The following is a 20,068-nucleotide window of genomic DNA, read 5'->3' as shown; positions in this document are numbered from 1 at the left end:
GCAGGGCGCAGGGTTCACTTCTGTACACAAAAGAGTTAAAATGATACTATTGAAAAAAATATAGTGTGCAAAGGATGGAGACCATGTCAAAACAACAAATCGGCGTTATCGGCTTGGCCGTCATGGGCAAGAATTTGGCCCTTAATATTGAAAGCCGGGGCTTTACCGTGTCGGTATTTAACCGTTCCCCGGAAAAAACGCATGACCTGCTTGACAACGAAGGCAAAGGCAAAAACCTGGTCGGCACGTTTTCCGTCGAAGAGTTCGTGAACTCGCTGGAGACGCCGCGTAAAATTTTAATCATGGTACAAGCCGGTCCGGCAACAGATAGCACGATCGAGCAATTGCTGCCTTACCTGGATCAAGGCGATATCATTATCGACGGGGGCAACGCGCATTTCCCGGATACGCAGCGCCGCAGCAAAGAATTGGAAGCCAAAGGGTTCCGCTTTATCGGCACCGGGGTATCCGGCGGCGAAGAAGGCGCTTTGAAAGGTCCTTCCATCATGCCCGGCGGACAAGAATCCGCTTATAAGCTGGTTGAACCGATTTTGACGGCCATTTCCGCGAAAGTGAATGGCGATCCTTGTTGTACATACATTGGTCCGGACGGAGCCGGGCATTACGTGAAAATGGTGCATAACGGCATCGAATATGGCGACATGCAGCTGATCGGGGAAGCTTACCATCTGTTGAAAGACGTGCTGGGCGTGGATGCGAAGGAGCTTCACGAGATTTTCAGCGAATGGAATAAAGGCGAGCTGGACAGCTACCTGATCGAAATCACCGCCGACATCTTCTCGCAATACGATGAAGAAACCGGTAAACCGATGGTCGACGTCATCCTGGATGCCGCAGGCCAGAAGGGTACCGGAAAATGGACAAGCCAAAGCGCTCTCGATCTGGGCGTGCCGTTGTCTATGATCACCGAATCGGTTTTCTCCCGTTTCCTCTCGGCGATGAAGGAAGAGCGCGTAGCCGCCAGCAAAATCCTGAACGGACCGGCGAAGCAAGCGTTCAGCGGCGACAAGAAGGAATTCATTGAGAGCGTGCGCAAAGCGCTGTTCGCCTCGAAGATCGTTTCTTACGCCCAAGGGTTCGCGCAAATGCGCGCCGCTTCCGACGAATACGGCTGGGATTTGAAATACGGCAACATCGCGATGATTTTCCGCGGCGGCTGCATCATCCGCTCCCAGTTCTTGCACAACATTAAGGAAGCTTACGACCGCGACCCTGCGCTGAAGAACCTGCTGCTTGACCCTTACTTCAAAAATATCGTGGAAAGCTACCAAGACGCATGGCGCAGTGTCGTATCCGCCGCTGTGGCGAACGGGATACCGGTGCCGGGCTTTGCCAGCGCGCTGTCCTACTATGACAGCTACCGCACGGAACGCCTGCCGGCCAACCTGCTGCAAGCGCAACGCGATTATTTCGGGGCTCACACGTTCAAACGCGTTGACAAGGATGGCGTCTTCCACCATCAATGGTTCTAAGCCGAAGAACGGATCACCTGGAAGCCGGAGGGACGAAAACGTCCCTGCCGGCTTCTTTTTCGTGTTGAAAATTGATCGGCCTGTGTTATGATATGAAAAAGTTTACTCTGAGCGATTGCCTCAATGAGCTGAACAGAGCAAGTAGGTGAACGAACACATGAATCAACCGTTAAAAAATATCGTGTTGATCGGCATGATGGGCACGGGGAAGTCGACCGTCGGCTCGCTGCTGGCGGCCGAAACCGGCCTGACGCTCGTCGATCTCGACCAGCGGATCGTGGCGGAGGCCGGGCGGACGATTCCCGAGCTATTCGCGGCCGAAGGGGAAGCTTACTTCCGTGACCTCGAATCCGCCGCGCTGCGGAGAACGCTGCAGGACCGCGGGATCGTGCTGGCGACCGGCGGCGGCGCCGTATTGCGCGAGGAGAATCGATTGGCCATGCGGGACGGCGGCCTGGTTGTCGCGCTCCAAGCGACCGCGGAGGAGATTATCGCACGCGTTGGGGAAGATCCGGGACGGCCGCTGCTGGCCGGAGGCGCGAAGGAGCGGGTGACGGCGCTGCTGGAGGAACGGAAGGATGCTTATGCTTTTGCCCATCTGACCGTCGACACATCGGGGAAAAGTGCGGAACAGGTAGCGTCGGAGATTTTAACGCATTACCGCGGTTCTTGATCAATAACTTTAAAGGGGAATGAGACAAATATGGACGTTATCGTAAGGCCTACGCCGGAGCTGAAAGGCGAAATCGGAGCATTGTCCTCCAAAAACTATACGACCCGGTACCTGCTGGTTGCCGCTTTGGCGGAAGGGACAAGCACCGTCTATTACCCGGCTCACAGCGAGGATAGCGACGCCATGCGGCGCTGCATCGCCGATTTGGGCGCGGTGCTGGAAGAGGACGAGGAGAAGATCGTCATCACCGGTTTTGGGCGTCGGCCGAAGGACGTCAAAGAGCTGAACGTCGGCAACGCTGGCGCGGTTCTGCGCTTCCTGATGGCGATTGCTGCGTTGTGCCCGGAGGTGACGTTCGTGAATACGTATCCGGATTCGCTCGGGAAACGTCCGCATGACGATCTCATCGATGCGCTGGGGCAATTGGGCGTAGAGGTCAGCCATAACGAGGGCAGGCTGCCGATCACGATACGCGGCGGGGAGCCGAAGGGCGGAAAGATCCGCGTGTCCGGCGCGGTCAGCTCGCAGTATTTGAGCGCGTTGTTGTTCCTTACGCCGCTGCTGGCCGAAGACAGTGAAATCGAGGTGCTGAACGACCTGAAATCGAAGGTCGTCGTCGGGCAAACGCTGGAGGTGCTGGAGCAGGCGGGCATCGTGATTCATGCCAGCGACGATTATATGCATTTTCGGATACCCGGCGGGCAAGCCTATCAGGCGAAGACGTATACCGTGCAGGGCGATTACCCTGGCTCGGCGGCGATTTTGGCCGCAGCGGCGGTGACGAAGTCGGACGTGAAGGTGCACCGGCTGGCGGAACGCAGCAAACAAGGGGAACGCGCCGTCGTAGACGTTTTGCAGATGATGGACGTCCCGCTGACCCATCAGGACGGTACGGTGCACGTGCAAGGAAACGGCCGCCTGCGGCCGGTGGAATTCGACGGCGATGCGGCGACCGACGCCGTACTGGCGATGGTGGCGGCCGCGGTGTTCGCCGACGGAACGTCCCGCTTCTATAACGTGGAAAATTTGCGGTATAAGGAATGCGATCGAATCACGGACTTCTTGACCGAGTTGAAAAAAGCCGGAGCGAACGTGGAGGAGCGCCAAGCCGAAATCATCGTGCATGGACGTCCATCCGGCTTGGAAGGCGGCGTGACGATCAACGCGCATTACGACCACCGCGTCATTATGGCGCTGACCGTCGTAGGCCTGCGTTGCCGGGAGCCGCTGGTCATCAAGGACGCGCATCATGTGGCGAAATCGTATCCACAATTTTTTGACCACATGATATCGCTTGGCGCATCCATCGAACGGGTAGAATAAACATGAATTAAGATGCAAGGCGCTGGCTGGGGCCGGCGCCGGCAAAGGAGGCATTTCAAATGGCATTTGAAAATCCGAGCCGTGAGGAAATCAAGGAGATCCTGCTGAAAGCCGGCAACATTGCGGTGGTCGGGCTGTCGGACAAAACCGACCGGACCTCGTACATGGTGGCCCAAGCGCTGCAAAATAACGGCTACCGCATCATCCCGGTCAATCCGACGGTCACCGGCGAGATTCTGGGCGAGAAGGTGTACCCGAGCTTGTCGGACATCCCGGAGCCGGTGGATATCGTCAACGTATTCCGTCGCAGCGAGCAGACGCCGCCGGTGGCCGAGGAAGCCGTGAAAATCGGCGCCCGCGTGCTCTGGCTGCAACTGGGGATCGCGAGCGATGAGGCGTACGAAATCGCTTCGAAAGGCGGTCTGACCGTCATTATGGATCGCTGCATCAAGGTCGAGGACAGCATTTTGATCGGAAAACGCAGTTAAATGCAGCACGGCCAATAGGACCCGTCCACAATCGGAGGGCCCTTTTTTGGCTTCTCGTTTTTCCTTTGACAAATTTAAGGGGCTAGGATTACCATAATGAAATAGATAGAGGGCATCCTACAGAGGAAGTTCAAAAATCATCAAAGCTGATTTTTGAACTCCATTTTAATGTGCCTTGGAACAGGAACTTACAAGCAGGACTAGGGGGTCACTACATGATACAGGGGATCGGAGCAGCAGCGGGAGTCGCCATCGGCAAAGCTTTTGTGCTGCCCGCCTGGGAATGGGACGTACCGGATCGCCGGATGGAGAAGGTGGATCTCGCCAAAGAATTCGAGCGGTTGTACGAAGGCATTCGCACGTCCAAAACCGAAATCGAAGTGATGAAGAACGAGATTAAGGAGACGGTGGGTGCGGAGGAATCCGGCATCTTCGACGCCCATCTGGCGATCCTGGAGGATCCCGTTTTTATGAGCGAGATCCGGGGAATCATCGAACGCCAGTACAAGGCGGCGGAGGTTGCCGTCAAGGAAGCGATCGACCATTTTGTAACGATGTTTGACCTGCTGGACGATGAATATATGAAAGAGCGGGCGCTCGACATCAAGGATGTCGGCAATCGCCTGCTCAAGCATTTGCTCGGAACGCCGGACATTACGCTGCCCGCCGATACGCAGCCGTATATTTTGGTGGCCAAGGAGCTTTCCCCCTCCCAACTGGTCCATTTGAATCCGGACAACGTGTTGGGCATGGTCACGATGGCCGGCGGGAAAACGTCGCACTCGGCGATCATGGCTCGGGCGCTGGGCATTCCGCTCGTTTCGGGGCTTGAGAACAAGCTGGCGGAGCCGCTGCAAACGGGCGATCTGTTGGTCATCGACGGAGACGAAGGATTGGTGTATCTCAATCCCGAACCGGCGGTCGTTACGCGATATACGGAGCTGGCGGAGAAACAGCGCCGCCGCAAGGAACAGCTGCAGCTGCTGGCTTCCGTTGAAGCGGTGACCAAAGACGGCGTACGCATGCGGCTCGCCGGGAATATCAGCTCCGTGAAAGATTTGGAGCTAGCTTTGAAGCACGGCGCAGAAGGCGTCGGCTTGTTCCGCACGGAATTTTTGTATATGGACCGGTCCACTTTTCCGGGCGAAGACGAGCAGTTCGAGGTGTATCGGCAAGTCGCGGAGAAAGCCGGGCCGCACCCGGTCGTCATTCGGACGCTGGACATCGGCGGCGACAAGCAACTGGAATACTTCGAGCTGCAGGAAGAGGAGAATCCGGTGCTGGGTTACCGCGGGATCCGCATCAGCCTGGACAGTCGCGAGCTGTTCCGAACGCAGCTTGCCGCCGTTTTACGCGCCAGTGCCTATGGCAAAATGAAGATCCTGTATCCGATGATCTCTTCGCTGGAGGAAATCCGCGGGGCGAATGCGATTCTGGAGGAAGCCAAGCAGGATTTGACCCGGCGCGGACTCGCCTATGACCCCGACATTCAAGTTGGCATAATGATCGAAATTCCGGCCGCGGCGGCGATTGCCGATCTGCTGGCACAGGAAGTGGATTTCTTCAGCATCGGCACCAACGACCTGGTCCAGTACGTGCTGGCCGTCGACCGGATGAACGAGAAGATCGCCCATATGTACCACCCGTTCCATCCGGCGGTCTTGCGTTTGCTGCGCCAAACGGTGCAATCGGCCAAAGCGGCGGGCATCACGGTCAGCGTCTGCGGCGAGATGGCCGGGGACGAGAAGGCGGTGCCGTTATGGCTGCACCTTGGCGTCACCGATTTGAGCATGTCACCGCAAGCACTGCTGCGTGTGAAGCACCGCGTCTTGAACTCCGATTCGCGGGAGAGCAAGGAGGTCGGCGCAGCCTGCTACCGCTTGTCGACCAGCGATCAGGTTGAATCCGAGCTGGTTCGCTATGCGCACGAGCTCGAGCAAGAACGGTTGGGCAAATAAGCGATCCCACGAATAAAATAGGCCGTCCCCTAAGTCTGTTTCGACTCAGGGGACGGCTTATTTCGTTTCAGGATCGGATTATAAGCTGTAGCAGGTTCGTACAATTTGACCTCTGAAATGCAAAAGTGCATTTGATATCGGCGAATCGGACCGAATGAGCCGACGTGAACTGCACTTTTGCATTCGAATCCCGAATTTCGGGGAGTTCGGTTAGAATAGACTGTCCTTTACATTTGGCGGGAGCAGGCGCGGCGCGGGACGAGACGGCTACCGCAGATTTGCCACCGCATCCACGAACGCTTTGCCGTAAGCCGGCAGGTCCGGCGGACGGCGGGCCGAGATGATGTGCCCGTCCACGACGACGGGCTCGTCGAGCCAGATCGCGCCGGCGTTTTGCATATCGTCGCGGATGCCGGGCGTGGACGTGACGGTCACGCCCTTCAAGATCCCGGCGGAGATGAGCACCCAGCCGGCGTGGCAGATTTGCCCGATCGGCTTCTTCGCTTGGTGCAGCTCACGGACGAGCTGCAGCACCTTCTCGTAACGCCGAAGCTTGTCCGGCGCCCAGCCGCCCGGAACAAGAATGCCGTCATAGACGCTGGCATCGATTTCCTCGAAGGCAAATTCCGCCTCAGCGGGGACGCCGTATTTGCCGATGTATTTTTTGCCTTTCACCGGACCGGCCAAATGGATCTCGGCTCCCTCTTCGCGAACGCGGTAGATCGGGTACCATAGCTCCAAATCCTCGAATTCCTCATCTACTAGGGCAATGATCTTTTTGCCAGTTAATCTCAAATCCAACTCCTCCTGTCTTTTATGGTACTTGACGAAAATTCGATTCGATATTTTAATTGTATCAAAAATGATGACTATTACTATGCCCGGCGGTTTCTGAAACCTTTCCAAATATGGCAATTTAAAGTACCTTTCGCCAACAGAAGGAGATTCTCGCAGACGGGTCGAATAGGATCTATATGCGTAAAAAATCATCGAACTTAAAAATGCAAAGGACTAAGATGAGGTGGTACCGTGCGTAAGCACTGTCATTGCGGGCAAATGATGAACCTAGGCTTCAGGCTGGTCATTTTTGAAGGAATCTATGAAATCGACCGCGTTCCGATTTACGAGTGCGAGGACTGCAGCTATTACGAGGTGCTTCCCGAGGTGAAGTCGGATCTGACGGACCTGTTGGCCGAGCTCAAAAAGGAGCAGCCTAACGGGCGTGTTTATTTTACCGAGCAGAACGAGCTGGCCGACCTGATTTTCGGCATCTACCGCCAATGGAATCGAACGGAGAGCGCTTCCTTTGAAAGCTTGCTGGAACAGCAATGCGAGGAACGAATCAACCTGCTGCTGGACCTGTACGGCGGAGCCAAGAACATGGGCGACCTGGACTGGATGAACGAGATCTCCAAACGTCTCTCCCAATTGTCTAAATATGTAAAGAATCGACAACTTTCCAAGGCCAATTGACGACTTTGCTCGATTTTTGCAAATCATTTTGTAAATCATATTGTATTTTCATTTCTCTTTTTGTTAAGATATCAACAGAACATCTGGAGATTCTTATTCGCACAAAAGGGGATGAAACGTCATGTCCAAATGGATGAGAATACAATCGGTCCAGGAGCTGAATGATGCTTTGGAACGCTCCTCAAGCCAGCCGCTATTGCTATTCAAGCACAGTACCCGCTGCCCGATCAGTGCCGGGGCACATAAGGAATCGGAGGCTTATTTGAACGGGACTCCGCGCGAAGACGTTACATACGGGCTGATTTACGTCATCGAGAACCGGGACGTATCCAACGAGGCGGCCGAGCGGCTTGGCGTCAAGCATGAATCCCCTCAAGCCATCCTGATCAAGGAGGGACAAGCCGTCTGGCACGCGTCCCATTCCAAGATCACGAAGGCGGCGCTGCAGGAGATTTTAAGCTGAGTGAAGCGTTATCATTGCATAAAGTAGTATTTTGTCGTATCATAAATTTAATTGAAGCTCTGGAACTTTACCGGATGAACGAGTGAAAATCTATTGGCAATGGAGAGAAGAATGTGACGGTTACCATTTACGATGTGGCACGTGAAGCAGGCGTCTCGATGGCCACGGTTTCCCGGGTTGTCAACAACAATCCGAATGTGAAGCCGCAGACCCGGAAAAAGGTTTACGAAGCGATAGAACGGTTAGGCTACCGGCCCAATGCCGTAGCCAGGGGTCTTGCCAGCAAGAAGACCACCACGGTAGGCGTGGTCATCCCCGATATCTCGAATTCGATCTTTGCGGAAATCGCTCGGGGCATCGAAGATATTGCAAACATGTATCACTATAACATTATTTTGTGTAACGCCGACAAACGCAAAGAGAAGGAGATCCGCGTTATCAACACTTTGCTCGAGAAGCAAGTGGACGGGCTCCTGTTCATGGGCGGAACCGTAACGGAGGAACATATTCAAGCGTTCCAGACGTCCGCGGTGCCGATCGTGCTTTGCGCAACGAGCGACGAGAACGGATTATATCCTTCCGTGGATATCGATCACGAGGCGGCGGCTTTTGACGCGGTCAGCACGCTGATCCGCCATGGACATCGCGAGATTGCGATGATCAGCGGAACGCTGCAGGATCCGGCGAACGGCTACGCGAGATTCCAGGGATATAAACGTGCGTTGGAAACGGCAGGCATCCAGTACCAAGAGGATCTGGTGCGGATCGGTAACTATCGCTATGAGTCCGGCGTGGAAGCGATGAAGTATTTCCTGGGGCTGAAGAAACGGCCGACGGCGATCTTTGCGGCAACGGACGAAATGGCGATCGGCGCGATTCATAGCATTCAAGACGAAGGCTTGAAGGTACCGGACGACTTCTCGATCATTAGCGTGGATAATATCCGCATGGCTTCGATGGTTCGTCCTCAGCTGACGACGGTCGCTCAGCCGATGTATGACCTCGGTGCGGTAGCGATGCGTTTATTGACGAAGCTGATGAAGAAGGAAACGGTCGAGAACCCGCGGGTGATTTTGCCGCACGAAACGATTTTGCGGTTGTCCGTCAGCCACGTTTAAGGGCCCGGCAGCTTGAAGCGTTTCGAATAGAGAGATAAGTTACACATAGAAAATATATATGAAAAAGGTTAACTACGGATAAAAAAGCTCCTTACATTAAGGAGCTTTTTTGAGTATTCGGGGACAATAATTCGTGCCCGCACGGATGGACGGGAGAACAGGAGGGAGAGACTCACATGAACCAAACGATTGGCCTGATGGGGGCCATGGATGAAGAAATCGCATTGCTGCTCGAAAAGGTGGAACGTCAGGAGGCGGTGAATGCGGCAGGGGCTGCTTTCGTGAAAGGCGTGCTCCACGGCCGGGACGTGGTCGTATGCAAATCCGGCGTCGGCAAAGTGAATGCCGCGGCCACGACGCAAATCCTGATCGATCGCTTTGGAGCCGATACGATCTGGTTTACCGGGGTGGCCGGAGCGGTCCACCCGGATCTGAACGTTGGCGATATCGTCATTTCGTCAACTTGTATGCAGCATGATATGGACGTGCGGCCGCTGGGCTTTGCGCGCGGCATTACGCCGTACCAGGACGTCTCCGACTTTCCGGCCGACCCTGCCCTGATCCGCTTGGCAGAAGACGCTTGCGCCCGTCAGTGCACGGACCATCAATATCGGGTAGGACGGGTGCTGTCCGGCGACCAGTTCATCGCGGATCCGGAATTCGTTAGCTCGGTTCTGTACGGGGAACTGGACGGCGCTTGCGTCGAAATGGAAGGGGCAGCGCTGGCCCAGGTATGCCATCGGAACGGGGTGCCGTTCATCGTGCTTCGCTCCATCTCGGACAAGGCGGACGGCTCTGCCGACGTGAATTTCGCTGAGTTTACCGCGCTGGCGGCCCGGCGTTCGTTTGCCATTCTGAACGACATGGTAGAGCATGCCGGCGAGTTAAAACGATAAGACTCAGGTGAGGTTAATCAACCCCACCTGAGTCTTAGGGATAATCCTGTAAGGCAACCGCGAGACTCTCGCGGTTTTTTGCCGTAATTTCCGCCCGGCGGGGGATCCCCTCCCAATGGGACAGGTCATCCAGCCAAGCGGCGGGAAGCTGGAACGGGGTCTGCGGCTGCCAGCGGTCCATCCAGGCTTGCGGCAGCGGGAGTAGCGGGTCACGGCGCAGGGCGGCGGTTAGCGGATGAGCGCTCATCTCCAGCCACAGTAGGCTCCAGGCGCGGGGCACGACCCGCCAGAAGTCGTACCCGCCGCCGCCCATGGCGACCCAGCGGCCCTCGCAATACGTGTGGGCCAGCTCGTGCAGGATCGCCGGCATGTCCCGGTAGATCGACATGCTGCAGTGCATATGCGACAGCGGATCCAGCGCATGGGCGTCGCAGCCGTGCAGACTGACGATCAGATCCGGCTGGAAATGCGCGGTTAACCGCCGGATCGATTCCTCGAAGCATTCCATCCAGGAGGCGTCTTCTGTATACGGCTGAAGCGGCAGGTTCATGCAAGCGCCATAACCTTGATGCTCGCCTCGCTCCGGCAGGAAGCCGGTGCCCGGGAACAGGTATTTGCCCGTCTCATGGATGGAATAGGTGCACACATCGGGGTCCGAATAGAAGCTCCACTGGACCCCGTCTCCGTGGTGGACGTCCGTGTCGACGTACAGCACGCGCGCGCCGTAATTACGGCGGGCATAGTCGATGGCCACCGCGGCGTCGTTGTATACGCAGAAGCCGGCCGCTCTGGCCGACAGGGCGTGGTGGAGACCGCCGCCGAGGTGCAGGGCGTGCGTGCTGGAGCCGGAGAGCACGGCCTCCACGGCCGTAATCGTCCCCCCGACGACCCAGGCCGCCGCATCGTGCATGCCGGGAAAATAAGGCGTATCCTCGTCCAGCAGCCCGAACTGCTCGCCACGCGTGATCCAATCCGCCTCGGGACTCGGGCGGCTCAACTGCTTGACGGCTTCGAGGTAGGCCGGCTGATGGATCCACAGCAGCTCTTCGTCGGTCGCCGGCCGTGACAGGTGCATCTGCGGCGGCGTCAGCGCACCGAGCTCCCGCAGCAGATCCATCGTCAATTCCAGCCGGATCGGATGGAACGGATGGCCGTCGTGAAACCGGTAGTTCATCGCCTGCTCATGGTGGACAAATAAAGCGCTTCCAGGCATGGATGCATCACGCCTTCCTGTATACTGTCAGTACATAAATCGCTGCTGAAAACGAATCCGGTCAAACTGCTCCTCGGAGGACAAGGGGACCTCCTTGCCGATGCGAACCATCAGACAGTTGGCGGGATGGGAGCAAATTTCCGGGTCATCGGTGGCGTACCAGACCATGTCGACTGTCTTCATCAGCCGCTCCATCATGGTGCGGTAATCCCATACGGAGAGACCGCTCTTTTTCAAATCCCAATGCCAATAATATTCGGTCGTAAAAACAATGTATTTCTCCATCTGACCGTCCTCGAACGCCGTGCGGATCATCTTCGATCCGAGCCCGAGAGAACGGTAATCATCAGCAACTTCGACCGCTCCGAGCTCGATGAGATCGGGCATGTGGCCTTGCGACCATCGTTCCATGTCGTCGGGATAATGAAAGGTGACATACCCGACGATGGTCGAATCCTCGCGGGCCAGGATGATGCGACCTTCCGGAAGACCGGCGATTTCCACCAGTGCGGCGTGTTGATCAGCCGGTTTGCGGAACGCATCCAGATCGGGATGCATCTTTAAGGTTTGGAGATGGGAAGGGGATACGGGACCTTCCACAACGATTTCACGATTCTGATGGGGCAGGGTGTGGCGGATATACGTTTTTTGGTGTTCCATGGAACCGCCTCCTTTGCTCGTTCCCCTCACTTATAACAGAAAAATGAAAATTTGAAAAGTGTAGCCTGTGCGCGAAAACGTGTGCTATAATGTTCTCCGACATAAATTATTCACATTTTCAGGCCGTGCGTGTGATCGTTGTACTCGAAATACCGCCTCAAATCGCTTGAGTTCTGTCGTTGCTTTTTCGATCAAAACGGATGCCCTCACCCATGACGCTGAATGAAGCTCTCAACTTACGCTGCTATGTATCCGTTTTCATAAACTTTGATCTATTGCTTGGAGATTTCCAAAGATTAAGGGAGGATGAAACGATGAGTCAACTGCAAGGGGAAGTTATTTCACCGGGCGTTCCGTCGTCCAACATGGGCAGCTACGAGGAGGCGTATAAGAATTTTCAATGGGAGGATGTCGAGAAGCAGTTCTCCTGGTACGTCACGGGCAAAGTGAACATGGCGTACGAGGCGATCGATCGCCACGTCGATGCGGGCAAGGGCGAGCGGGTGGCGCTCCGCTTCAGCGATCCTGCGCGGGAGGAGTCGTATACGTACGAGGATATGCAGGGACTGACGAACCGTTTCGCCAACGTGCTGCGCAAGTACGGCATCACGAAGGGCGATCGGGTCTTCGTCTTTATGCCGCGGACGCCGGAGCTCTATGTGAGTGTGCTGGGCACGCTGAAGGTCGGTGCGGTCGTTGGGCCGCTGTTCGAGGCGTTCATGGAAACGGCAGTCAAGGATCGCCTGGAGGACAGCGGTGCGGTTGCACTGGTCACGACGCCAGCGCTGCTGCCTCGGGTGAAGCGCGAGGAGCTGCCGACGCTACGGACGATCATCGTCGTAGGTGACGAAGTGGCAGCCGGGGACGGGATCGTCGATTTTAAGGCGGAGATGGAAGCCGCATCCCCTGAAGCCGAGATCGAGTGGGTGAACCGCGAGGATGGCTTGATTTTGCATTATACGTCGGGTTCGACCGGCAAACCGAAAGGCGTTTACCATGTGCATAACGCCATGATCCAGCATTATCATACCGGCAACGTCGTGCTGGACCTGAAGGAAGGAGACGTCTATTGGTGTACGGCGGACCCGGGATGGGTGACCGGCACGTCCTACGGCATTTTTGCCCCGTGGCTGCACGGCGTGACCAACGTCGTCCGCGGCGGACGCTTCAGCCCGGCCGACTGGTATGAGACGATCCAGAAGAACCAGGTGACCGTCTGGTACAGCGCGCCAACGGCGTTCCGCATGCTGATGGGAGCGGGGCAGGACATCATCCAGAAGTATGACCTGTCGTCGCTCCGCCATGTGTTGTCGGTCGGCGAGCCGCTCAACCCCGAGGTCGTTCGCTGGGGGATGAAGGTGTATAACCGCCGCATCCACGACACCTGGTGGATGACCGAAACGGGTGGGCAACTGATCTGCAACTATCCGTCAATGCCGATCAAGCCGGGCTCGATGGGCAAGCCGGTACCGGGTATCGAGGCGGCAATCATCGACGAGAACGGCAAGGAGCTGCCGCCATACCGGATGGGCAATCTGGCCATCCGCACACCGTGGCCGTCGGTCATGCGGCTGATCTGGAACAACGCGCCGAAGTACGAGGAGTATTTCCGTATCCCGGGATGGTACATCTCCGGCGATACGGCTTACATGGACGAGGACGGCTATTTCTGGTTCCAGGGGCGGATCGACGACGTGATCAATTCCTCCGGCGAACGGATCGGCCCGTTCGAGGTCGAGAGCAAGCTCGTCGAGCATCCGGCCGTGGCGGAAGCCGGAGTCATCGGCAAGCCGGATCCCGTGCGCGGGGAGATCATCAAGGCGTTCATCTCGCTGCGCGAAGGCTTTACGCCGTCCGAGGAGCTGAAGGCGGAGATCGCGAAGTTCGTCAAGGAAGGGCTGTCCGCTCACGCCGCCCCGCGCGAAATCGAGTTCAAAGACAAACTGCCCAAGACCCGCTCCGGCAAAATCATGCGCCGCGTGCTCAAGGCCTGGGAGCTGAACCTCCCGGCCGGCGATTTGTCGACGATCGAGGACTGAGGTCGTTAGATCTATAATAGGGAGTCACCACAAGCGAAGGCTTGAGGGGACTCTTTTTTTTTGCAGGAAGGAGGAAAACCTGCCCCTTGGGGGAGCGATCTCTGTCGCCGAATCGGAATTATATTCGAAAAATCGAACATATACGCTGGATTCAGGCGGATTTCTCTCAATATATATGAAATTTCATACATAATTGTCCCTTTGGAGCGCCAACCTCGAGATTTTATATGAAAAATCGATCATATTTCCTCCAAACGGGGGGGCGATGCGGATTCTATTCGAAAAATCAGATAGATGCTAGCTGATCAACTGTTCTAGCAGATAGAAGTGACACGAAACTAGCAGATGGTGGAGTAGGGGAGGGAAAACCAAAGTGTAAAAAAGCAGCAGGTTCACACCTGCTGCTTTTTACTGCTTACTTACTATACTGCACCGGTGCCGACGGCGGGGATTCGCCCAGCACGTTGACGGCGGTGACCTGGATCCAGACGGAGCTGGAATCGGTTTTGAACGAGAAATGCGGGTCCGAGGTGGAACCCACCTTCGTGTACGAGCCGCCTTGGGCATCGGACACGTAGACGTTGTAGCTTGACACGAGGTCGAGCGCACCGTTCGCGTCCCAGCTAACGGTGAACCCGCGGTCGTCCTTCTTGACGCTCACGTTGGCAGGCGAAGCGGGGAGCGGACCGCCGTCGCTGTTGTCGCCGATCGTGCCGTCGTTGCTGCCGCCCGGCGTCTCACCGTTCGTATCCGGCGTCGAGCCGCCGTCCGGGAACACGCCGCCGCCAAAGGCGCTAACGATCTCGCTCGGCGCCGATTCCTTGCCGGCCACGTCGACCGCCGTGACGTAGTACGCGGTGGTGAAGCCGGCCGAGCCGCCGTCCGTAATCGCGGCCGGATCTCCGACCAACGTCGCTTTCCCGGTGTACTGGAACGTCACGCCGTCATCCGCGCGGTACAACCGGTAACCAACGACGTCTTTCTCCGTATTTTCGCTAAACGTGATCGTGGCCGCTCCGCCGCCGCCAGACAAGGCGACATTCGCCGGAGGTGCCGGCGCTTGGCCGTCGTCAACCCGCGGATCTGGCTTGTAAGGCGCGTCTTCGCCGGCATCCTTCGGCAGGTAGAAGCTCAGAGGTTTGTGGCCGCCGGACATGCCTGCGAACGCCTGCTCCAGCTGTTCCTTGAGCACTTCGATCGGCGTCTCGCGTTTCACCACGACCTTCTCGCGCAGCATATCGGAAGGCGTCGTTTCCAGCGGTACATAGTTGATGCCTTCATACGTCACGTATTTGGCCCGGATCAGCACGTCGTCCGGCTCCGTCGGCACATACTTGGCGTTGAAAATATCCGTAACCAGCTTGCCGGCCTGCTGCGTTAATTGAGTCGGCAGCTTGCCGCTGTAACCGGACACCGTCTTCGTCACGATGCCGTCCGGTTTGGTAAACGCCTCGGTTGCGAACAAATCGGGTTCGTTTTCAGTCACTTCGTTCATGACGAGCGCCCAAATTTTGCGCGCCCGCGATTTACCGGCTTCCGACAGCGTGTTCACCGGCTCGCGGTACCCGATCCATACGCCCAGCGTAACGTCCGGCGAGTAGCCCATGAACCAGACGTCGGCGTAGTTCTGCGTGGTTCCGGTTTTCCCGACGACCGGGATTTTGCCATAGTTCTTGAAATCGCTTTTGATCGATTTGCCGGTGCCGTCCTTAATGACGGTGCGCAGCATATCGGTCATCAGGTAAGCCGTTTGCTCGGAAAATACCTGCTGCGGCTCGACTTCATGCTTGTAGACGATATTCCCTTTGGCGTCGGCGATTTTCTCGATCATGTAAGCATCGGTGAATTTCCCGCCGTTGGCGATGGCACTGTACGCATTGGTCAGTTCCTCGACGGTAACGCCATATTTCAGGCCGCCGAGCACGCCGGTTTGCGCGCTATAGTCCTCATCCTCCAACGTCGTGATCCCCAGCTTCTTGGCAAAGTCCCAGGCTTTGTCGATGCCAACGATGTTGTTGAACACCCGGAGCGCCGGAATGTTCCGCGATTCGTTCAGCGCGGTCCGCGCCGTTACAAGGCCTTTATAACCGCCGCTGGAGTTCACCGGGATGTGGAAGCCCTTCTGGTAGTCCTTCAGGATGATCGGCGAATCATCGATGATGCTGGCCGGCTGAACGAGTCCGGCTTCGAGGGCCGGCAAATAAGCGGCGATCGGCTTCATCGTCGAGCCCGGCTGCCGTTTCATTTGCGTCGCATAGTTCATTTGCTCGGTGTAGAAGTCGCGGCCTTCGATCATCCCGAGGATCGCGCCGGTCTTGTTGTCAATCATCATCGAAGCGACTTGCTCCAGGCCTTTCTTCTCGCTCGGTGGCGAGAAATTGTCGGCGTTGTCCGACACCTTGTGCATGGAGTTGTAGACCTTCTTATCGATGGTCGTATACACCCGGTAACCCCCGGTCAGCAGCTCCTGGCGGGCTTCCTCAAGGATTTGCGGGTTCGCCGCGACTTCCTCTTTGGTCATCTCCGGATTGTTCAGCATCGCGACCACGATCGCGCCCTGACGTTCTGTTTCCAGCATCAGATACGGGAAGGTGTCGTAAGCCTTCTTCGTTGGCTTAGCCAACGAACCCTTGATGTCAAAAGCTACCGCTTCGTCATACTGTGCCTGCGTGATTTTGCTCTCCTCGAGCATGCGCTGCAGCACCAGCTGCTGGCGTTTCACCGCCCGACCGAACGCTTCTTCGTTGAATTCCCCTTTGCCGTTAAAAGCGGAATACGTGGAAGGCAGCTGCGGCAAACCGGCCAGATAAGCCGCTTGGGCGATATTCAAATCCGCCAGGTTGCTGACGTTGAAGAGGCCCTTGGCCGCGGCCTTAATGCCGTAGACTTGATACCCGTTCGAACCGTTGCCGAAAGGCACTTTATTCAGATAAGCCGTAATGATTTCTTCCTTCGATAAAAAACGCTCCAGCCGAAGCGCCAGCAGCATCTCCTTGACCTTGCGGTCTTCGGTCTTATCCAGGTTCAGGAACACGCGCCGAGCCAGCTGCTGCGTCAGCGTACTGCCGCCGGTCTGCACATCCTCATGAAGCAGGCGCTGCTTGACCGCCCGCAGCGTCCCTATGAAGTCGATGCCGATGTGTTCCTCGAAATGATTGTCCTCGATGGCGATCACCGCATCCAGCACGGTTTGCGGGATCTCCTTGTAAGTGACGGGGCGGCGATCCTCTTCCGAGCGGAGCTGGCCAATCGGCTGACCGTCCCGGAAATAGGCAAAGCCCGTCATTTCATTATGGTTGATTTTCGCTTCAATGTCGGCACGCGACCGTACTGGATCGTCCTTGACGATGGAGGATACGTATCCGAATACGGCCCCCCCGGCAAACAGAGCGCCGGCTAATCCAAACAGAACGAGCCAACCCACAATCGCCCAGGCCATCCGGCCCTTTGAGCGCTTCCGGGCGGGTTTAGCGGGTTTATCGCTCCGGTTATTGCGCCGCAGTTTGCCGGAGTTTTTGTCGTTCTCATGATCCATGCATGATCCTCCTTTATAAACAGCAACATTATAGCATAAAAAAGGGGATTTGGATGTTTTTTCAGCGTATTTTGGCGCGTTTTGGAGCCCTCTTCGTGCTTATGACCTAGCTTTCGTAGGTTTGACTTCGCGAATGCATCTATGTTATATATTATTTTAAATCGCATATCGACAAAAGGCTTGGAAAGACTCAGTAGAAGGCGGAATCCCGCTGCTCAGAGAATCGGTGGTTGCTGCGAACCGAATGGGCGGATCCCTTTTGAAATACCGTCTGGAGCCGTCCGGGGGAACGCGCGGGAACATCCCGAAGCGCCAGTAGTCCGGTACCGGGTTATCCCGTTATGTGAATGAAGTGAAAACCGTGAACGGTCCTTTCGGCAACTTCGCCGCGAATCCGGAACCGGTTTTAATTAGGGTGGTAACGCGAGCGCTCCTTCTCGTCCCTTGGGATGGGAAGGAGCTTTTTTGCGTTCATTTTCATAGGTGAATCAACAATTTAGACGGAGGTAAGAGCAATGAAGTGGGAAGAATTAAACGCAGCACAGCAGGCCGAAGTGGAACGCCAGCTACAGGTGATCTCCCGCGGCGTGGTGGAAATCGTGCCGGAGGACGAACTCAAGCAGAAAGTGATCAAGTCGGTCGTGACCGGTAAACCGCTGAAGGTCAAGCTGGGGCTGGACCCTTCCGCGCCGGACATTCACGTCGGCCATACGGTAGTCATGCAGAAGCTTCGCCAGTTTCAGGAGCTGGGGCACCAGGTGCAGCTGATTATCGGCGACTTCACGGGGCGGATCGGCGACCCGACCGGGAAATCGGAAACCCGCAAGCAGTTAACCGAAGAAGACGTACAACGGAACGCGGAAACGTACCGCCAGCAAATTTTCAAAATTTTGGACCCGGCCAAAACCCAGGTCAATTTCAACTCCGAATGGCTGGCTCCGATGACGTTCGCCGACGTCGTGAAGCTCTCCGCCAAGGTCACCGTAGCCCGCATGCTCGAACGCGACGATTTTACGAAGCGGTACACGACCGGGCAGCCGATCAGCATCCATGAGTTTTTCTACCCGCTGATGCAAGGCATGGATTCGGTGGCGCTGGAGAGCGACATCGAGCTTGGGGGGACGGACCAGAAGTTTAACCTGCTCATGGGCCGGACGCTGCAAAAAGAATACGGCAAAGACACGCAGGTCGCGATCATGACGCCGATCATCGAAGGTCTGGACGGCGTGCAGAAGATGAGCAAGAGCCTAGGCAACTACATCGGCATCGATGAGGCGCCAAACGAAATTTACGGCAAAGCGATGTCCGTACCGGACGAGCTGATGGCGAAATACTATGAGCTCGTGACGGACCTGTCCCTGGAAGAATTAACCGCCCTTACCGAGGGTCTCAAATCGGGGGTTGTCCATCCGCGCGATGCCAAGATGAGACTCGCCCACACGCTGGTACGGATGTACCACGGCCAAGAAGCGGCCGATGCAGCCCAGGAGCATTTCGTGACCGTGTTCCAGCAGCGGGCGCTGCCGGAGGATATCGAGGAGAAGGAGATTCCTGCCGCCGAGCTGGAGAACGGGAAAATCCGCCTGATCAAACTGCTGACGCTGATCGATTTTGCAGCCTCCAACGGGGAAGCCAAACGCAGCATCCAGCAGGGCGCGGTCAAGCTGAATGAAGAGAAGATCAGCGATCCGAATGCCGAAGTGGAGCTGGCGGGCGGAGAGATCATCCAAGTCGGGAAACGTAAGTTCGCCAAACTGCAAGTCAAGTAATATGAAAGAACCCCGAACCTTCGATCATGGTTCGGGGTTCTCTTTATTCACACAAAAAAAACCGGCCAAAGTCGATAACGACTTGGCCGGTTTGGCTTGCAAATCTTAACGGTTGTAGAATTCGACGATTTGCTTCTCATCGATGTCTTGCGACAGTTCGGAACGTTCTGGCAAACGGATGTATTTGCCTTCCAGAGCCGTGTCGTTGAATTCCAGGTAAGCTGGAAGATGCGAGCGGTTTTCCAGAGCTTCCTTCACCGAGGAAAGGCCGCGGCTTCTTTCACGAAGGCCGATCACGTCGCCAATGTTCACACGGTAAGAAGCGATGTCCACTTTCTTGCCGTTCACGGTTACGTGGCCATGGGATACGAGCTGACGCGCGCCGGCGCGGGAGTTCGCGAAGCCCAGACGGTAAACGAGGTTGTCCAAACGGCTTTCAAGCAGGAACATGAACGTTTCGCCCGCGATACCAGGCATATGTTGCGCTTTCTCGAACAAGGTGCGGAATTGCTTCTCGCCCAAGCCGTACATGTGGCGCAATTTTTGTTTCTCGAGCAGCTGTGCGCCGTAGTTGCTTACTTTTCTGCGTTGGTTAGGACCGTGTTGCCCCGGAGGGAACGGACGCTTCAAATCTTTGCCTGTACCGCTCAAGGAAATGCCAAGGCGGCGGCTGAGTTTAAATTTAGGACCAGTGTAACGTGCCATTGTATAGGTAGACTCCTTTGTTGGTTAAATTTCGTATAGGGTTCTACTTGCGCGGGTTTTGTTTGGGTGAGCGAAGGATAGATGAAATATACGCTCCCTGACAGGAAAGTTCAGCCGCTGTCCCGTCAGCAACAAAAACCGAGAGGGTGCTCGCATGCGTTACGCCCTAAGCAAGACTCTATCCAGTCTTCATCAACAATATATATTATATGATTTGAGGAGATAAAGTCAATAAGTGATTTTGTTGGGAAAGGCGATATTT

16 protein-coding genes and 1 other annotated feature are annotated in these 20,068 nt (G+C 56.1%); of the genes, 11 read left to right on the top strand and 5 right to left on the bottom strand.

The genetic code is table 11. The features are described from left to right. Positions 1-83: 83 nt before the first annotated feature. From gnd to ptsP, 5 genes are all read left to right on the top strand, one after another. A complete protein-coding gene (gnd, locus tag MJ257_RS11445) occupies positions 84-1,493 on the top strand; it encodes an NADP-dependent phosphogluconate dehydrogenase (RefSeq protein WP_240269361.1) in 1,410 nt (469 codons plus the stop codon). A gap of 157 nt (positions 1,494-1,650) precedes the next feature. Next, a complete protein-coding gene (locus MJ257_RS11440; RefSeq protein WP_240269360.1) occupies positions 1,651-2,166 on the top strand; it encodes a shikimate kinase in 516 nt (171 codons plus the stop codon). 30 nt (positions 2,167-2,196) lie between these two features. Then, entirely contained in the window at positions 2,197-3,489 is a 1,293-nt protein-coding gene (aroA, locus tag MJ257_RS11435; protein ID WP_240269359.1) for a 3-phosphoshikimate 1-carboxyvinyltransferase, read from the top strand. A 59-nt stretch (positions 3,490-3,548) separates the two neighbouring features. Further along, the gene (locus MJ257_RS11430) at positions 3,549-3,977 is read left to right on the top strand and encodes a CoA-binding protein (protein ID WP_240269358.1); all 429 of its coding nucleotides are present in this window, start codon (positions 3,549-3,551) and stop codon (positions 3,975-3,977) included. Between the two features lie 215 nt (positions 3,978-4,192). Next, a complete protein-coding gene (gene ptsP / locus MJ257_RS11425) occupies positions 4,193-5,935 on the top strand; it encodes a phosphoenolpyruvate--protein phosphotransferase (RefSeq protein ID WP_240269357.1) in 1,743 nt (580 codons plus the stop codon). Positions 5,936-6,202: 267 nt separating this feature from the next. Here the strand turns inward: ptsP and MJ257_RS11420 are convergent, their stop codons facing one another. Then, on the bottom strand, positions 6,203-6,730 hold the full coding sequence (locus MJ257_RS11420) for a type 1 glutamine amidotransferase domain-containing protein (RefSeq protein WP_240269356.1): 528 nt from the start codon (positions 6,728-6,730) through the stop codon (positions 6,203-6,205). A gap of 261 nt (positions 6,731-6,991) precedes the next feature. Here MJ257_RS11420 and MJ257_RS11415 point away from each other — a divergent pair, with 261 nt between their 5' ends. The 4 genes from MJ257_RS11415 (at position 6,992) to MJ257_RS11400 (ending at position 9,885) form a co-directional block, all read left to right on the top strand. After that, positions 6,992-7,408 (top strand): hypothetical protein, encoded by a 417-nt coding sequence (locus MJ257_RS11415; RefSeq protein WP_240269355.1) that lies wholly within the window; start codon positions 6,992-6,994, stop codon positions 7,406-7,408. Between the two features lie 121 nt (positions 7,409-7,529). After that, positions 7,530-7,871, top strand: coding sequence for a bacillithiol system redox-active protein YtxJ (gene ytxJ / locus MJ257_RS11410; RefSeq protein WP_240269354.1), 342 nt, complete (start codon positions 7,530-7,532; stop codon positions 7,869-7,871). A gap of 113 nt (positions 7,872-7,984) precedes the next feature. Continuing rightward, positions 7,985-8,989, top strand: coding sequence for a catabolite control protein A (gene ccpA, locus MJ257_RS11405; RefSeq protein WP_059043810.1), 1,005 nt, complete (start codon positions 7,985-7,987; stop codon positions 8,987-8,989). A gap of 176 nt (positions 8,990-9,165) precedes the next feature. Beyond that, positions 9,166-9,885 (top strand): 5'-methylthioadenosine/adenosylhomocysteine nucleosidase, encoded by a 720-nt coding sequence (locus tag MJ257_RS11400; RefSeq protein WP_240269353.1) that lies wholly within the window; start codon positions 9,166-9,168, stop codon positions 9,883-9,885. A gap of 34 nt (positions 9,886-9,919) precedes the next feature. On the opposite strand, the gene MJ257_RS11395 is transcribed toward MJ257_RS11400, so the two are convergent. Then, positions 9,920-11,098: an acetoin utilization protein AcuC gene (locus tag MJ257_RS11395; RefSeq protein ID WP_275693795.1), complete on the bottom strand. Its 1,179-nt coding sequence runs from the start codon at positions 11,096-11,098 to the stop codon at positions 9,920-9,922. Positions 11,099-11,125: 27 nt separating this feature from the next. Next, positions 11,126-11,758 carry a GNAT family N-acetyltransferase gene (locus MJ257_RS11390; protein ID WP_240269352.1) on the bottom strand — a complete coding sequence of 211 codons (633 nt, stop codon included), beginning with the start codon at positions 11,756-11,758 and terminating at the stop codon, positions 11,126-11,128. Between the two features lie 314 nt (positions 11,759-12,072). On the opposite strand from MJ257_RS11390, the gene acsA reads away from it, so the two are divergent. Beyond that, a complete protein-coding gene (acsA, locus tag MJ257_RS11385) occupies positions 12,073-13,797 on the top strand; it encodes an acetate--CoA ligase (protein ID WP_240269351.1) in 1,725 nt (574 codons plus the stop codon). A gap of 415 nt (positions 13,798-14,212) precedes the next feature. Here the strand turns inward: acsA and MJ257_RS11380 are convergent, their stop codons facing one another. Then, on the bottom strand, positions 14,213-17,332 hold the full coding sequence (locus MJ257_RS11380; protein ID WP_240269350.1) for a transglycosylase domain-containing protein: 3,120 nt from the start codon (positions 17,330-17,332) through the stop codon (positions 14,213-14,215). 172 nt (positions 17,333-17,504) lie between these two features. Then, positions 17,505-17,780 (top strand) — a binding site (T-box leader). 67 nt (positions 17,781-17,847) lie between these two features. Here MJ257_RS11380 and tyrS point away from each other — a divergent pair. Continuing rightward, positions 17,848-19,101 (top strand): tyrosine--tRNA ligase, encoded by a 1,254-nt coding sequence (tyrS, locus tag MJ257_RS11375; protein ID WP_240269349.1) that lies wholly within the window; start codon positions 17,848-17,850, stop codon positions 19,099-19,101. Between the two features lie 105 nt (positions 19,102-19,206). On the opposite strand, the gene rpsD is transcribed toward tyrS, so the two are convergent. Then, positions 19,207-19,806: a 30S ribosomal protein S4 gene (gene rpsD / locus MJ257_RS11370; protein WP_240269348.1), complete on the bottom strand. Its 600-nt coding sequence runs from the start codon at positions 19,804-19,806 to the stop codon at positions 19,207-19,209. Positions 19,807-20,068: the final 262 nt, after the last annotated feature.

Source organism: Paenibacillus timonensis (genome assembly GCF_022427145.1).
Taxonomy (GTDB): Bacteria; Bacillota; Bacilli; order Paenibacillales; family Paenibacillaceae; genus Fontibacillus; species Fontibacillus timonensis.
The sequence above is the reverse complement of the archived record's forward strand: the minus strand, read 5'-3'. Positions and strand labels throughout refer to the sequence as shown.

Excerpts from the sequence above, each read along its gene's own strand:
- rpsD (WP_240269348.1), bottom strand. The coding sequence starts at position 19,806 with ATGGCACGTTACACTGGTCCTAAATTTAAACTCAGCCGCCGCCTTGGC.
- tyrS (WP_240269349.1), top strand. The coding sequence starts at position 17,848 with ATGAAGTGGGAAGAATTAAACGCAGCACAGCAGGCCGAAGTGGAACGC.
- gnd (WP_240269361.1), top strand. The coding sequence starts at position 84 with ATGTCAAAACAACAAATCGGCGTTATCGGCTTGGCCGTCATGGGCAAG.
- MJ257_RS11380 (WP_240269350.1), bottom strand. The coding sequence starts at position 17,332 with ATGGATCATGAGAACGACAAAAACTCCGGCAAACTGCGGCGCAATAAC.
- MJ257_RS11400 (WP_240269353.1), top strand. The coding sequence starts at position 9,166 with ATGAACCAAACGATTGGCCTGATGGGGGCCATGGATGAAGAAATCGCA.
- acsA (WP_240269351.1), top strand. The coding sequence starts at position 12,073 with ATGAGTCAACTGCAAGGGGAAGTTATTTCACCGGGCGTTCCGTCGTCC.
- aroA (WP_240269359.1), top strand. The coding sequence starts at position 2,197 with ATGGACGTTATCGTAAGGCCTACGCCGGAGCTGAAAGGCGAAATCGGA.
- MJ257_RS11395 (WP_275693795.1), bottom strand. The coding sequence starts at position 11,098 with ATGCCTGGAAGCGCTTTATTTGTCCACCATGAGCAGGCGATGAACTAC.
- MJ257_RS11415 (WP_240269355.1), top strand. The coding sequence starts at position 6,992 with ATGATGAACCTAGGCTTCAGGCTGGTCATTTTTGAAGGAATCTATGAA.
- MJ257_RS11390 (WP_240269352.1), bottom strand. The coding sequence starts at position 11,758 with ATGGAACACCAAAAAACGTATATCCGCCACACCCTGCCCCATCAGAAT.
- MJ257_RS11440 (WP_240269360.1), top strand. The coding sequence starts at position 1,651 with ATGAATCAACCGTTAAAAAATATCGTGTTGATCGGCATGATGGGCACG.
- MJ257_RS11430 (WP_240269358.1), top strand. The coding sequence starts at position 3,549 with ATGGCATTTGAAAATCCGAGCCGTGAGGAAATCAAGGAGATCCTGCTG.
- ytxJ (WP_240269354.1), top strand. The coding sequence starts at position 7,530 with ATGTCCAAATGGATGAGAATACAATCGGTCCAGGAGCTGAATGATGCT.
- ptsP (WP_240269357.1), top strand. The coding sequence starts at position 4,193 with ATGATACAGGGGATCGGAGCAGCAGCGGGAGTCGCCATCGGCAAAGCT.